This window comes from Caulobacter sp. S45 (assembly GCF_009765965.1).
Classification (GTDB): Bacteria; Pseudomonadota; Alphaproteobacteria; order Caulobacterales; family Caulobacteraceae; genus CAHJWH01.
Genome location: NZ_LMUL01000014.1, coordinates 2,517,426 through 2,531,138 on the forward strand (window position 1 = coordinate 2,517,426; position 13,713 = coordinate 2,531,138).

General features: G+C 68.0%; 14 protein-coding genes. 3 read left to right on the forward strand and 11 right to left on the reverse strand.

Going from position 1 to position 13,713, the window contains the following annotated elements:
- Positions 1-142: 142 nt before the first annotated feature.
- Positions 143-691: a DUF721 domain-containing protein gene (locus GSQ87_RS18770; protein WP_158917090.1), complete on the reverse strand. Its 549-nt coding sequence runs from the start codon at positions 689-691 to the stop codon at positions 143-145.
- 83 nt (positions 692-774) lie between these two features.
- Here GSQ87_RS18770 and GSQ87_RS18775 point away from each other — a divergent pair, with 83 nt between their 5' ends.
- Entirely contained in the window at positions 775-1,839 is a 1,065-nt protein-coding gene (locus GSQ87_RS18775; protein WP_254063081.1) for an A/G-specific adenine glycosylase, read from the forward strand.
- 74 nt (positions 1,840-1,913) lie between these two features.
- On the forward strand, positions 1,914-2,501 hold the full coding sequence (gene msrA / locus GSQ87_RS18780; protein WP_158917092.1) for a peptide-methionine (S)-S-oxide reductase MsrA: 588 nt from the start codon (positions 1,914-1,916) through the stop codon (positions 2,499-2,501).
- 50 nt (positions 2,502-2,551) lie between these two features.
- Here msrA and GSQ87_RS18785 read toward each other — a convergent pair whose 3' ends face one another.
- From GSQ87_RS18785 to GSQ87_RS18800, 4 genes are read right to left on the reverse strand one after another with little or no spacing between them, the layout of a single operon-like run.
- Positions 2,552-3,361: a metallophosphoesterase gene (locus GSQ87_RS18785; RefSeq protein WP_158917094.1), complete on the reverse strand. Its 810-nt coding sequence runs from the start codon at positions 3,359-3,361 to the stop codon at positions 2,552-2,554.
- Positions 3,358-4,284: a diacylglycerol kinase family protein gene (locus GSQ87_RS18790; protein ID WP_158917096.1), complete on the reverse strand. Its 927-nt coding sequence runs from the start codon at positions 4,282-4,284 to the stop codon at positions 3,358-3,360. Before GSQ87_RS18790 ends, GSQ87_RS18785 begins: the two co-directional genes overlap by 4 nt.
- A 51-nt stretch (positions 4,285-4,335) precedes the next feature.
- On the reverse strand, positions 4,336-5,097 hold the full coding sequence (locus GSQ87_RS18795; protein WP_158917098.1) for an ABC transporter permease: 762 nt from the start codon (positions 5,095-5,097) through the stop codon (positions 4,336-4,338).
- A gap of 11 nt (positions 5,098-5,108) precedes the next feature.
- Complete coding sequence (locus GSQ87_RS18800) at positions 5,109-6,035, reverse strand: ABC transporter ATP-binding protein (RefSeq protein WP_158917099.1); 927 nt, start codon at positions 6,033-6,035, stop codon at positions 5,109-5,111.
- Between GSQ87_RS18800 and GSQ87_RS18805 the strand changes: the two genes are divergently transcribed.
- Positions 6,022-6,168 (forward strand): hypothetical protein, encoded by a 147-nt coding sequence (locus GSQ87_RS18805; protein ID WP_158917101.1) that lies wholly within the window; start codon positions 6,022-6,024, stop codon positions 6,166-6,168. The genes GSQ87_RS18800 and GSQ87_RS18805 overlap by 14 nt on opposite strands.
- A gap of 1 nt (position 6,169) precedes the next feature.
- Here the strand turns inward: GSQ87_RS18805 and GSQ87_RS18810 are convergent, their stop codons facing one another.
- The 6 genes from GSQ87_RS18810 to GSQ87_RS18835 form a co-directional block, all read right to left on the reverse strand.
- Positions 6,170-7,813, reverse strand: a complete 1,644-nt coding sequence (locus GSQ87_RS18810; RefSeq protein ID WP_158917103.1) for a cisplatin damage response ATP-dependent DNA ligase — start codon at positions 7,811-7,813, stop codon at positions 6,170-6,172.
- Positions 7,813-8,826, reverse strand: coding sequence for a ligase-associated DNA damage response exonuclease (locus tag GSQ87_RS18815; RefSeq protein WP_254063083.1), 1,014 nt, complete (start codon positions 8,824-8,826; stop codon positions 7,813-7,815). The genes GSQ87_RS18810 and GSQ87_RS18815 overlap by 1 nt, the downstream gene beginning before the upstream one ends.
- A gap of 63 nt (positions 8,827-8,889) precedes the next feature.
- Complete coding sequence (locus GSQ87_RS18820; protein ID WP_158917105.1) at positions 8,890-10,197, reverse strand: Hsp70 family protein; 1,308 nt, start codon at positions 10,195-10,197, stop codon at positions 8,890-8,892.
- A gap of 107 nt (positions 10,198-10,304) precedes the next feature.
- Positions 10,305-11,120 (reverse strand): aldo/keto reductase, encoded by an 816-nt coding sequence (locus GSQ87_RS18825; protein ID WP_158917107.1) that lies wholly within the window; start codon positions 11,118-11,120, stop codon positions 10,305-10,307.
- 106 nt (positions 11,121-11,226) lie between these two features.
- Positions 11,227-12,537, reverse strand: coding sequence for an NRAMP family divalent metal transporter (locus GSQ87_RS18830; RefSeq protein ID WP_254063085.1), 1,311 nt, complete (start codon positions 12,535-12,537; stop codon positions 11,227-11,229).
- Between the two features lie 142 nt (positions 12,538-12,679).
- Positions 12,680-13,564 carry a DUF72 domain-containing protein gene (locus GSQ87_RS18835; RefSeq protein WP_158917109.1) on the reverse strand — a complete coding sequence of 295 codons (885 nt, stop codon included), beginning with the start codon at positions 13,562-13,564 and terminating at the stop codon, positions 12,680-12,682.
- Positions 13,565-13,713: the final 149 nt, after the last annotated feature.

The following is a 13,713-nucleotide window of genomic DNA, read 5'->3' on the forward strand; positions in this document are numbered from 1 at the left end:
CTTCCAAGATCGTCCCGCTGCCGCTGTCCAAGATGGCCAAGCGCTACGCCGCCGGCGAGCTGGCCCCCAAGTTCGGCGTGGCCCAGATGGCGGCCGAGTAGGGCGCTTCTTCTCCTCCCCTGCAAAGCGGGGAGGAGAGAATTCACCCCCGGCGCGCGACTTCCCGGCCCAGGCGCATCAGCGCGCTTTTCAGCCCCCCGTCCGGCGCCTCGGCCAGCCCGGCCGCCAGTTCCGCCTCGACCGCAGCGTCCAGCGGGACCGGACGGCGGCGGGTCTTGGCCTCGGTCGCGACCGGCGCGCGGATCGGGCCCTGGACGATACGCAGCTTGTCCACCGCACCCGCGCCCAGCGCCAGGTTGACCCGAGCCAGGATGTCGGCGGTCTGGTGCTGGATCAGGGCGGCGGCGGGGCCGTCGACGCGGATTTCCAGGATGGCCGGCCCCTCCTTGCGCGGACGCACCAGCTTCACCGGCTCGCTACGCCGGGCCAGCACCTCGCCGGCGATCTCGCGCCAGCGCTCCATCAGCAGCTTCGGCCCCGGCCCGGTCTGGCCGAAGCGGCCTTCCAGCGTTTTGAGGTAGGCGGTCAGCGCCTTGCCGGCCGGCGGCGCGACCCGACGGGGCGGCCGCGTGCGCTTACGCGCCAGGATGTCGGCGGCCTCTGACAGGGAAGGAAGCGGGCGGCGGGCCATGAACCATCCTAACCCGCCCCGCGTCGTTTCGCGACCGCGCAGGGGCTTCGACAGGCGCGGCTTGAGGCCCTAAGCAGAGTGGCGTGAAGCCTTCCGATATCCGCGCGCTGCAGGGCGCCCTTTTGGCCTGGTACGACGCCGAGGCGCGCGACCTGCCCTGGCGGGTGCGTCCGGGCGAGCGCGCCGCGGGCCATGCGAACGATCCCTACCGGGTCTGGCTGTCCGAGGTGATGCTGCAGCAGACCACCGTCCCCCACGCCACGCCCTATTTCCTCAGTTTCACCCGCCGCTGGCCGACGGCCAGCGCGCTGGCCGCCGAGGCGGACGCCGAGGTGATGAGCGCCTGGGCCGGGCTCGGCTACTACGCCCGCGCCCGCAACCTGCTGGCCTGCGCCCGTGCGGTGGCGGAGGACCATGGCGGCGTGTTTCCCGATACCGAGGCGGCCCTGCTCGCCCTGCCGGGGCTCGGTCCCTATACGGCGGCGGCGGTGGCGGCCATCGCCTTCGACCGGTCGGCGGTGGTGGTCGATGGCAATGTGGAGCGGGTGGTCTCGCGGCTCTATGCGGTCGACGCGCCGCTGCCGGACGCCAAGCCCGAGCTGCGCTTGCTCGCCGGCGAGATCGCTAGCGAGACCCGTCCCGGCGACTGGGCGCAGGCGACCATGGACCTCGGCGCCACCATCTGCCGGCCCAAGGCGCCGCTGTGCGACCGTTGTCCGGTCCGGCGGTTCTGCGCGGCGACGGTCGGCGGCGCGCCGGAGACCTATCCCCGCAAACGGGCCAAGGCCGATCGGCCCCGACGCTTCGGCGTGATCTATCTGGCGACCCGCAAGGGGGCGGTGGCGCGGGTCCGGCGACCAGACAAAGGCTTGCTCGGCGGCATGCTGGCCCTGCCGACCAGCGCCTGGCGCGCGACCCGGTTCGATCTTGCCGAAGCCGTCGCCGAGGCGCCTGTGCACGCGGACTGGCGCTCGGCGGGCGAGGTGGAGCATGTGTTCACCCACTTCGCCCTCAGCCTGACGGTTTTGCGGGCCGAGGTGGCGGGCGACATCGCCGGCGCCGAGTGGACCCGGGCGGAGGCGGCGGGCGAGGGATTGCCGACGGTGTTCCTGAAGGCCCTGCGCGCGGGGCTGTCCAACCTTCTCTGAATTCTGTCCAACTGTAATCTTTCACGCTCGGCGTCCGTATTATGGACATGAGCTCGCTTCAGGTTCCGCCCATCATGAAACGCTTCGCCGCCTTCCTCGCCGGTTTCCTCCTGCTCGCCATGGCGCCGATGGCCCATGCCGCGCCCCTGCAGAGCGCGGTGTTCTCCGGCGGCTGCTTCTGGTGCATGGAGCACGACATGAAGGCCATCCCCGGCGTGGTCTCGGTGGAGTCCGGCTATACCGGCGGCACGGTCGACCATCCGAGCTACGAACAGGTGTCGTCGGAGACCACCGGCCACTATGAGTCGGTCAAGGTGACGTTCGACCCGGCCAAGCTCGACTACGGTTTCCTGCTGTTCCGCTATTGGAAGCTGATCGACCCGACCGATGACCGCGGCCAGTTCTGCGATCGCGGCCCGTCCTACCGGCCGGCGATCTTCGTGGCCAACCCCGAGCAGCGCAAGATCGCCGAACAGTCCAAACTCGACGCCCAGAAGCAGCTGAAGCACGGCAAGATCATCGTGCCGATCCTGCCGCTGAAGACCTTCTGGCCGGCCGAGGCGTATCACCGCGACTACGCCCACACCCACATGATCGAGTACAACCTCTACCGTTCCGGCTGCGGCCGCGACGCGACGCTGCGCAAGGTCTGGGCGCAATAGAAATCCGTCCTCCCGGATAAGCGCTGGCGTGCTTTCCGGGATGACAGGATCTAGGAGGTGGAGGGGGGAGAGGCTAGGCTCCGTCGAGGTAGCCGCCAGGTCTGCAGCACCTCCAGCCCCTTGCCGTTCCAGCCCATGGCGGTGATCTCCACCGCCACCGCATCCGCTTCGATCACATTGAAGCTGGGCGGCGTCCCGCGCGTACGCAAGGACAGGGTGCCCGCGCCCACCGCATAGGTGTGGCTGTCGCCATAGGGCAGGGCGATGGCGAACGGGTTGTGGATGTGGCCGGTCAGGACCAGGTCCACGCCGCCCAGCGCCAGCATCTCCGCCGCCTTGGCGCCGCGATGCACGCTGCCCGTGACCGGCGCGCCCTTCACCTCCATCAGCGGATGGTGGCAGCCGACGATGCGCAGGGTGTCGTTTGGCGTGGCGGCCAGGCTGGAGATGATCTCCTCGGTCATTTCAAGATCGATAGCGCCCTTTGACCAGTCCATGCGGGGTTGGGCGCCGCGAGCAGTGTTGATCATCCGGGCTGCGAAGCCGTCGCCGACGTAAAGTTCGCCCCGCACCCGCCCGATATGATGGCGATACCGCTCGAAGGGGACGAGCGCGCGCAGCGCCAGGTTCCAATAGGGCGTGTCGTGGTTGCCGGGCGTGCACAGGCGCGGCAGCGGCAGGCGCTTAAGCCAGGCCCCGGCTTCGCGGAACTCGCTCGGCAGGCCGTTGAGGGTCAGGTCGCCGGTGACCAAGGTCAGGTCCGGCGGTGAGCCTTGCAGGTAGTCGAGCGTGGCCTCCACCGCCGCGGGGTCCTCCCCGCCGAAGTGGATGTCGCTGATCTGCACCAACCGCACCGTCACGCGGTTCCCTGCGCCAAGGTCTTGAGCGGCTGGAAGTCGGCGGGGACCAGCGCCCGGAAGGCGTGGGGACGGAAGCTGAACTTCACCGGAGAGCTGAAGCGATGAGGTTCGCCGTCGAGCGTCGCCGCGATATGTCCGTTGGCCCAGGCGTCTCCGCTGCGGCAGATCTGCGTCGTCACCGCCGGATCGTCGCGCCAATGGCCGGTCAACGTCGCCATGCCGAGGCGGAAACCCTCGAGCGCATCGTGCGGATCGAGCGCGGCGGCCTCCAGCCCGATGTCCTCGTCCAATGCGCGGGAAACCAAGGGGCACATCAGGGTCAGCGCCTCCGCCTTCCAGGTGTGGCCATGGTCGAGCGTGTAGCGCAGTCGGCCGGAAAAGGCGCGCAGCCACGCCCGCCGCGCGTGCAGCATCATCATCCGTAGCCGCCCACGGCGCATGGCCTCGCGCGCCTCGGCCCACAGCGCCGGCTCGCCCAGGATGGCGGCGACATGGAAGGTCCGGCCCGCCACCTCGCCACCCGAGACGTCGACGATCCGCCGACTCTCCAGCGCATCCTGCAAGGCCTGGGGCCACGCGCGCGCGCCATATAGGGCGTGGGGCAGCATGTTCATGGTCCCGCCGGGCAGCGGCGCGAGCACCGGGCCATCGGGTCCGCAGAGCTCCGCCGCCAGCGTCGCGGTGCCGTCGCCCGCCAGCACGACCAGCAGGTCGGGCGCAGCGGCGACGGCCTCATTCAGCGCCGTGCGCAGCTGTTCGGGCGCGACGGCGGCGACCAAGATCTCCAAGCCGGCGGCCGACGCGATCTCGGCCAGACGGGCCGCCGCGTTCGGTCCCACCCCGCCGGAGGCCGCGTTCAGCACCGCACGCGCGGTGACGATGCGTTGTGGGGCTTGGGGTTGAAGCGAATCCGCGAGCGGCATGGACCTGCAACGCGACCAGACCTTGGCTGTTCCGAAGCGGACTGCGCCGGTTCAGGTGCGCAGGCGGTATCCCGTGCGGAAGATCCACCAGATCACGCCCAGGCAGGCGCACATGAAGGCCAGGGTCATGCCCAGGCTGACGCCCACCCCGACATCGGACACACCGTAGAAGCTCCAGCGGAAGCCCGAGACCAGATAGAGCACCGGGTTGAACAGGGTGATCTTGCGCCAGATCGGCGGCAGCATGGCGATCGAGTAGAAGCTGCCGCCCAGGAAGGTCAGCGGCGTGACGACCAGCAGCGGCACGATCTGCAGCTTCTCGAACCCATCCGCCCAGATGCCGATGATGAAGCCGAACAGGCTGAAGGTCAGCGCGGTCAGCACCAGGAAGGCGGCCATCCAGAACGGGTGGACGATCTGAAACGGCACGAACAGCCGGGCTGTGCCCAGGATGATCAGGCCCAGCAGGATCGACTTGGTCGCCGCCCCGCCGACATAGCCGATCACCGCCTCGATCCAGGAGACCGGCGCGGACAGCAGCTCGTAGATGGTCCCGGCCCACTTGGGCATGTAGATGCCGAACGAGGCGTTGGACAGGCTCTGGGTCAGCACCGACAACATCATCAGGCCCGGCACGATGAAGGCGCCGTAGCTGACCCCGCTGATCGCGTTCATGTGCGAGCCGATGGCCGAGCCGAACACCACGAAATACAGCGAGGTGGAGATCACCGGGGCCAGGATGCTCTGGGTCAGGGTGCGGAACCACCGCGCTAGTTCGAAGCTGTAGATGGCGCGGATGGCGTGCAGGTTCATGGCCGGCCCCTTCATGACTTGGTGCTGACCAGGCTGACGAAGATGTCCTCCAGCGAGCTCTGGCGGGTCTGCAGGTCCTTGAAGTCCACGCCCGAGGCGGCGAGCTGGCGCATCAGGCCGGCGATGCCGGTGCCCTCGTGCTGGGCGTCGAAGGTGTAGGTCAGCTCGGTCCCGTCGGCGGCCAGATCGAGCTGGTAGGCGGCCAGTTCGGGCGGGATGGCGGTCAGGGGAGCCTGGAGCTGCAGGCGCAGCACCTTCTTGCCCAGCTTCTCCATCAGGGCGGTCTTCTCCTCGACCAGCATGATCTGGCCGTTGGAGATCACCCCGATCCGGTCGGCCATCTCCTCGGCCTCCTCGATGTAGTGGGTGGTGAGCAGGATGGTGACGCCGCTGTCGCGCAGCTTGCGCACCATGGCCCACATGTCGCGCCGAAGCTCGACGTCGACGCCCGCGGTCGGTTCGTCGAGGAACAGGATGCGCGGCTCGTGCGACAGGGCCTTGGCGATCATCACCCGCCGCTTCATGCCGCCGGACAGGGCCTTGATCTTGCTGTCCTTTTTGTCCCAGAGCGACAGGTCGCGTAGGATCTGCTCGATATAGGCCTTGTTGGGCGGTTTGCCGAACAGGCCCCGGCTGAAGCTGACGGTGGCCCAGACGGTCTCGAACGCGTCGGTGCTCAACTCCTGCGGCACCAGCCCGATCTTGGAACGGGCCGCGCGATAGTCGACCGAGATGTCGTGGCCGTCGGCGATCACCTTGCCCGAGCTGGCGTTGACGATGCCGCAGATGATGCTGATCAGGGTGGTTTTGCCGGCGCCGTTGGGGCCGAGCAGGGCGAAGATCTCGCCAGCGTCGATCTCCAGGTCGACGGACTTCAACGCCTGGAACCCCGACGCATAGGTCTTGGTCAGCTGGGAGACGGAGATGATCGGGGGCAACGGTGTTCCAGACTGCGGTTGCGGACAGGCGCGACGCAGGGGCGGCCGCAATGCGCTCGGCCGCCGACGCCCCCATGTCGGCCATCAGATGAGCGTCGCCATGGGCCAGGGCAAGGCGGCGGCCCAGCTTTAATTTAGCTGTTTCCGCTCAGGCCGCGGGCGGGGCGCGCGAGGGCGGAAAGCAGGGCCTCCAGGGTGGCCAGTTCGTCCGCCTCGCGCGAAGGCTTGTCCCAACGGATGCGGTTCACGCGCGGGAAGCGCATGGCGACGCCGGACTTGTGCCGGGTCGAGCGCTGCAGACCCTCGAAGGCGATCTCCAGCACCAGGCCGGACTGCATGTCGGCGCGGATCGAGCGGACGGGGCCAAAGCGGTCGATGGTGTGGTCGCGGACGTACTTGTCGAGCTGTTTCAGCTCCTCGTCGGTGAAGCCGAAATAGGCCTTGCCGACGGGCACCAGGACGCGGTCGCCATTGGAATCTTCGCGCCAGACCCCGAAGGTGTAGTCCGAATAGAAGCCCGAGCGCTTGCCGTGACCGCGCTGGGCGTACATCAGCACCGCGTCGACCAGGTGCGGGTCGCGCTTCCACTTGAACCACAGCCCCTTGGGCCGTCCCGCGACATAGGGCGAGTCCAGGCGCTTCAGCATCAGCCCCTCGCTGAGCTGCGGATCGCCCGCGGGGGGATCGGCGCGGATGCCCGCCAGCGCCTCCCAGTCGGGAAAAGCCACCAGGGGTGAAAGGTCCAGGCGCGGGTTGGCGGCGCGCGCGACCAGCTTCTCCAGGCGACCGCGGCGGGCGGAGAAGGGCTGTTCGCGCAGGTCCTCGTCGCCGTCCATCAGCAGGTCGTAGGCGCGGATTCCGGCGGGGTGCTTGCCCATCAGGGCCGCGTCGGGGGTCTTGCGGTTCAGCCGCTGCTGCAGGTCGCCGAAGCCACCGATGGTGTGGCCGTGCATGACCAGCAGCTCGCCGTCGATCACGCCTTCGAAACCCAGGCTCTCCAGCACGTCGGGAAAGGCCTTGCCGATGTCGTCGCCGGTGCGGCTGTACAGGGCGCGGCGTCCGCCCTCGTTGACCGCCTGGACCCGGACGCCGTCCCACTTCCACTCCGCTGCGTAGTCCTGGGCGTCGTAGCGGGCGAAGTCGGTCGCTTCGTCGATGGCTTGGGCCAGCATCACCGGGCGGAAGCGGGCGGGGGCGTTGGGGCTCGGGCGCTCGCTGCGACCTTCCAGCCAGGCGAACAGATCGACATAGGGCGGGTGCTGACTGTGCCAGACCTCCTCGATCTGCTCCACCGGAACGCCGCCGAAATCAGCCAGGGCCTGCTTGGCCAGGCGCGCCGAGACGCCGACCCGCAACGCCCCGGTCATCAGCTTGAGCAGCGCCCAGCGCCCGTCCGCGTCCATCGCGTCCAGCCAGCCCTCCAGCAGCTTCGGAACCTCATGCTTGGACGCAGTGAGCAGGGCGTCGACCACCTGCGACAGGTCTGGCTCGCGATTGGCGCCGGGCCGCACCGGCCAGGCCAGGGCGACAGTCTCGGCCAGATCGCCGACATAGTCGTAGGACAGGGCGAACAACTGCGGGTCGATGCGCGCCTCCGCCGCGCTGCGGATGATGGCAGGTTTGGCGGCGCTAAAGGACAGAGCGCCGGTCAGGGCGGCCAGGGCCCAGCCCCGATCCGGGTCGAGCGTGGAGCGCAGGTGGTCGGCCAGCAGCACCAGCTTCGCATTGCGCGAGGGCGTGAAGGCCAGCCGGTCGAGCAGGACAGCGAAGGCGCGCACTAGTCGTCGTCCTCGTCTTCGTAGCCGACGATGGCCAGCGCCTTGGCGGGGATGTCGTTCAGCGCCGACCAACGCAGCAGCGCCTCTTCCGCGCCGTGCGTCACCCACAGCTCTTCCGGCCTCACCTCCGAGATGGTGTTGGTCAGCTCGTCCCAGTCGGCATGATCGGAGATGATCAGCGGCAGCTCCACATGGCGTTGCCGTGCACGCGCCTTCACCCGCATCCAGCCGGATGCGAAGCAGGGGACGGGGTCGGCGAAGCGGCGCACCCAGGTCCCTTCCAGCGCCGATGGCGGGGCGATGACCACCGCCCCCTCGAACGCGGCCTTCTTCTCCACCGTCGCCGGCGCCAGCGGACCCAGATCGACGCCGAAGCCGGTGTAGAGTTCGTCCAGCCGGGCCATGGCGCCGTGGGTGTAGATGACCTGGTCATGGCCGGCCTGGCGCAGCAGGCGGATGATCCGCTGCGCCTTGCCCAGCGCATAGGCGCCGACGATGTGAGTGCGTTGAGGAAACTGTTCCAACGACTTGATCAGCTTGGCGATTTCGTCGCTGTCCGGCGGGTGGCGGAACACCGGCAGGCCGAAGGTCGCCTCGGTGACGAAGACGTCGCAGGCGATGGGCTCGAATGGCGCGCAGGTGGGGTCGGCGCGGCGCTTGTAGTCGCCGGAGACCACGATGGTCATGCCCTTCCAGCGTAGCACCGCCTGGGCCGAGCCCAGGATGTGGCCGGCCGGGACCAGGGTCACATCGACACCGCCGCGCTCGATGGTCTCGCCGTAGCGGAGCGGTTCGACCCGGCCGGCGAAGTCCTCGCCATAGCGTACCGCCATGATCGCCAGGGTCTCCGGCGTGGCCGCCACCACCCCGTGGCCGGCGCGGGCGTGGTCGGCATGGCCGTGGGTGATCACCGCCCGGTCCACTGGCCGGGTCGGGTCGATGTAGAAGTCGCCGGGCGGGCAGTAGAGGCCGGCGGGGCGGGGACACAGCAGGGCTTGCGGCTTCAGCTTCACGCCTGGGCCAACGCTCGCATCCTCGCGTCGATCCCTGGCGGCGACGGTTTCAACGCGGGAGGGTCAGGCCATGCACCAGGGCGTAGGGTCGGGCTCGGCCCCGATCAGGGCGAGGCCCGAGGCGATGGACTCGAATTCGTCGCCGGTTTCCAGCGCCGCCTCGCCGAAACGGTCGGCGAAGATCGCCCGCACCGCCGGCACCAACGAGGAACCGCCGGTGAGGAACACCTTGTCGATCCCGCCGGCCTCCACGCCGGCCAAATCCAGCGCCTGGTCGACCGCACCCCGGATCATCTCCAGCTCCCGCCCGATCCAACGCTCGAAGTCGCTGCGGCGGATTTCGGCTTGGATATCAATGTCCTCAGCCTGGAAGTTCAGGACGGCGGCCTGCTCGGTCGACAGCGCTTCCTTCACCTTTGAAACGGCCTGGTAGAGGGCGTAACCGTGGTCGTTCTCAATCAGGCGGATGAAGCGGCCGAGCGCTTCGGGCTCCAGGCTGGTACGGGCGATTTCGCGGATTTCGCGCAGGTCGCGCGACCACTTCATCAGGGTCAGCTGGTTCCAGCGCGCGAAGGAGGCGTAGTAGCGGTTGGGCGTGTAGAGCACGTTCTCGCCCGACCTGTAGCCGCTGCCCTTGCCCAGGCGCGGCGAGACCACCTCGTCGATGATGCGGAAGTCGAACGCGTCGCCGGCCACGCCCACGCCCGAACGGCTGAGCGGGATAGCGGACATCTCACCGTCCTTGCGCTCGAACCGCATGACCGAGAAGTCGCTGGTGCCGCCGCCGAAGTCGGCCACCAGCACCGTGGCGCGCGCCGCCAGCCGCTTGGCGAAGAAGAAGGCCGCGCCCACCGGCTCGTAGGCGAAGGCGCGGTGGGTGAAGCCCAGGCGGTCGAAGGCCGAGGCGTAGCGGTCCATGGCCAGGGCCTCGTCGGGACTGGCGCCAGCGAAGATCACCGGGCGGCCGATGATGGTCAGGTCCGACGCGCCCCGGAGCGCATCGCCGCCGCGGTTGCGCGCCTGGCGCAGGAAGGCGGAGAGCAGGTCCTCGAACTGGAACCTGCGCCCGTGGATGGTGGTGCCGGAAAACGCCTCGCTGGCGGCGAAGGTCTTGAACGACTGGATCAGCCGGGCGCTTTCCGGGTCCTCCAGGAAGGCTTCGATCGCCCAGGGCCCGCCCTCGACCACGCCGGTCGGCGCCTTGGGCGTCGGCTCGCCGAAGCTGAGCACCGAGCGGAAGGCCGACGACGTGTGGCCGGACGGGGTGGCGAAGCGCACAAGCTCGGATACGCCGGTCTCGCCGGCCAGGGCGATCACGGTGTTGGTGGTGCCGAAGTCGATTCCCAGAACCGGCCGGTTCTCACCGCCCATGTCGTGCGCCCATCCTGCTCAGCTCGAAGCGCGCGACCCTATGCGCAGGCCCCGACCGGAACAAGCGCAAGCGGTTGCCGGCCTCGCGCCGCCCCGGATGTGTCGACCTAGAAGCCCGCCGTCATCGGGTTCGGCCCGATCCGTCCCTCGGGCGAATCCAGCTTGGCGATCTGGGCCATGTCCTCGGCGTCGAGCTCGAAGTCGAACACGTCCAGGTTCTGGCGGATGCGGTCGGGATTGACCGATTTGGGGATGACGATCAGGCCGCTGTCCAGGTGCCAGCGGATGATGGCCTGGGCCGGCGACTTGGCGTGCTTGTCGGCGATGGCCTTGATCGTGGGGTCGTCGAGGAACTGGGCCTGGCCGAGCGGGCTCCAGGACTCGGTACGGATGCCCATCTCATCGTGGACGCGGCGGGCATCGAGCTGCTGGAAGCGCGGGTGCAGCTCGATCTGGTTGACGGCGGGCGTGACCCCGGTCTCCTCGACGATCCGGCGCAGATGCTCGGGCATGAAGTTGGACACGCCGATGGACTTGGCGCGACCCTCCTCGCGCAGGCGCACCAGGGCGCGCCAGGTGTCGACATAGCGGTCCTTCTTCGGCACCGGCCAATGGATCAGATACAGGTCGACATCGTCGCGCCCGAGCCGCTTGGCGCTCACGTCGAAGGCGCGCAGGGTCTCGTCATAGCCCTGGTCCGCGTTCCACAGCTTGGTGGTCAGGAAGACCTCGCGACCGTGGACGCCTTTGCCGACGCCTTCCTCGTTCTGGTAGATAGCCGCGGTGTCCACGGCCAGGTAGCCAGCGTCCAGCGCGGTCGCGACCACCGAAGCGGCGTCGTCGGCCGGGGTGCGCCAGACGCCCAGGCCGAGCTGGGGCATTTGGCGGCCGTCGTTGAGCTCGATGTGCGGTTGGCTGGCCATGGAGGTCTCCTGCGGTTCCAGGCGCTCACTAGGCCCTAGGCGTAGTCGCTGCAACGACATGCGCTGGAAAACGGGAACGGCCGGGCGGCCTGACGCCCTGCGGGGGTCAGTGGCCCATGGTCGCGAACATGCCGATCGCGGCCACGCCCATCACGCCGGTCGCGATCCAGCCGATCGTGCGCAGGATCGGCGGCAGGGTGAAGCTGCCCATGGCGTCCTTTCGCGAGGCCAGCAGCATCATCATGATCATGACCGGCACCGCGACCACGCCATTGATCACCGCGCTCCAGAACAGCGCCTTGATCGGATCGAGCTTGGTGAAGTTCAGGGCGGCGCCGATGATGGTCGCGATGGTCAGGGTCGCATAGAAGGCCGGCGCGCGCCTGAGCTTGCGCCCCAGCCCCACATGCCATCCGAAGGTCTCGCCCATCGCATAGGCCGCCGATCCCGCGAGCACGGGTAGGGCTAGCAGGCCGGTTCCGATGACGCCCAGGGCGAAGACGATGAACACGAACGGGCCCGCGATGGGCCGCAAAGCCTCCGCGGCCTGAGAGGAGGTCTGGATGTTGGTCAAGCCGTGCGCGTGCAGGGTGGCGGCGGTGGTGAGGATGATCGAAAGGGCGACCGCGTTGGACAGACCCATGCCGAGATAGGTGTCCCAGCGAATGCGATTGCGTTCCTGAGGCGCCTGTTCCGGTGCGCGCGACAACGGCTTGGCGTCCTTGCGTTCCTTGACCTCCTCGACCTCTTCTTCCGCCTGCCAGAAGAACAGGTAGGGGCTGATCGTGGTGCCCAACACCGCCACCACCACGGTGAGATAGTCCGCCTTGAACGAGATGTTCGGCAGGACCAGGTGCAGCGCCACCTGACCCCAGGGGATGTGCACCATCAGCACCACGCCGACATAGGCGAACAGGGTCAGCGACAGCCATTTCAACACCGAGACGTAACGGCTGTAGCGGAGGAACACTTCCAGCAGCACGGAGAGGGTTCCGAACAGGGCGACGTAGAGTAGCTGAGGGCCGCCGACGACCAGTTTCAGCGCCGCTGCCATGGCCCCGAGATCGGCGCCAAGATTGATCGTATTGGCGACCAGCAGCAGGGACACCAGCCCATATAGGATCGGTTTAGGATAGTAGCGCTTCAGGTTGCCGGCGATCCCGCGTCCCGTGACCCGTCCGATCCAGGCGCTGATCTCCTGGATCGCGCACATCAGCGGCCAGCTCAACAACAGGGTCCAGCCGAGATCGAAGCCGAACTGGGCGCCGGCCTGGGAATAGGTCGCGATCCCGCTCGGGTCGTCGTCGGATGCGCCGGTGATCAGGCCGGGGCCCAGGATCTCCAGGATCTGGGGCCGGGTGGGTAGCTTGACCGCATCGGGCGGATTTGGGATCGCCGGCTCGTCGATTTCCTGCACGGCGGCCCCCTCAAGCGAATCGGATGATTAGAGTTTAACCGCAGCCCGGCAAATTGACGGCGCCGTGACTTTGAGCGCGCCTTTGTCGGAGGGACGTATGCCAAGAGACGCGAATATTCAGATGCGATCTGTATTGCGCCCTTTATCGGGCGATGGCGCCCAGACGTTCGGTCAGGGCCGCTGCGTCCGCGGGCGCGCGGACCTTCACGTCGTTGTCGAAATAGACGAACACGTCGCGTCCTTTCGTTCGAGGTTTCGTTGGCTTCAGGACTCGTTCGGCGTCGGCGAGGTCCTCGCCACGGACCCAGGCGCGTATCCGGTCCGCCCACTGGTCGAGCGCTTCGTCGTCGTAGCCGCTGACATAGAGTTCGGCCGACCCGTGCAGGCGGCAGTAGACGAAGTCCGAGGTCAGATCCATCAGCCGCGGCCACTCCACGGTGTCGGCGCAGACCAGCGCGGCGTCATGCCGGCGGAGTAGCTGAATGAACTCCGGGCTGCGGAAGCTGTCGTGGCGGATCTCCAGCGCATGGCGGATGGGCCGCTCGGCGTCGCCGTCGATCCAGAAGTCATCCGGTGAGCGGGGGTCGTGATGTTTAGCCAGGGCGCGAGCCTGTTTTGTGTCGCGCGGCAGCATTTCGAGGAAGGCCTCGAACAGATCGGGGTCGAACGCCATGCTTGGCGGAAACTGCCAGAGGAGCGGGCCCAGCTTCGGCCCTAGTCGCAACAGGCCCGACGCCAGGAAATTGGCCAGCGGCGTCTCGATGTCCTTGAGCTTGCGCAGGTGGGTGATGTAGCGCGACCCCTTGACGGCGAAAACGAAGTCGTCGGGCGTGGTGTCGCGCCATCGGTCGAATATTTCAAGCCGCTGGAGCCCATAGAAGGTGCTGTTGATCTCGATTGATCGAAACTGCTCGGCGGCATAGGTGAGCTCCTGCTTCTGCGGCAGTTTTCTTGGGTAGAACACGCCGCGCCAAGGCTTGTAGGCCCAGCCGGAAATCCCGATGCGAGCCCTTGGGAATGTCTTCATGGGTTGGTCCGTGGCAATGAGATCGAAACCCGGAGCAGTCGATTGAGGTCCTGAACAACAGGGTCGCAGGGACATCGTTCCGACCGGTCTTGCGGACGATTCCAGACTCGGCGATGGTCCCGCGTCGGACGGCTTGGCGCCTTGCTTCA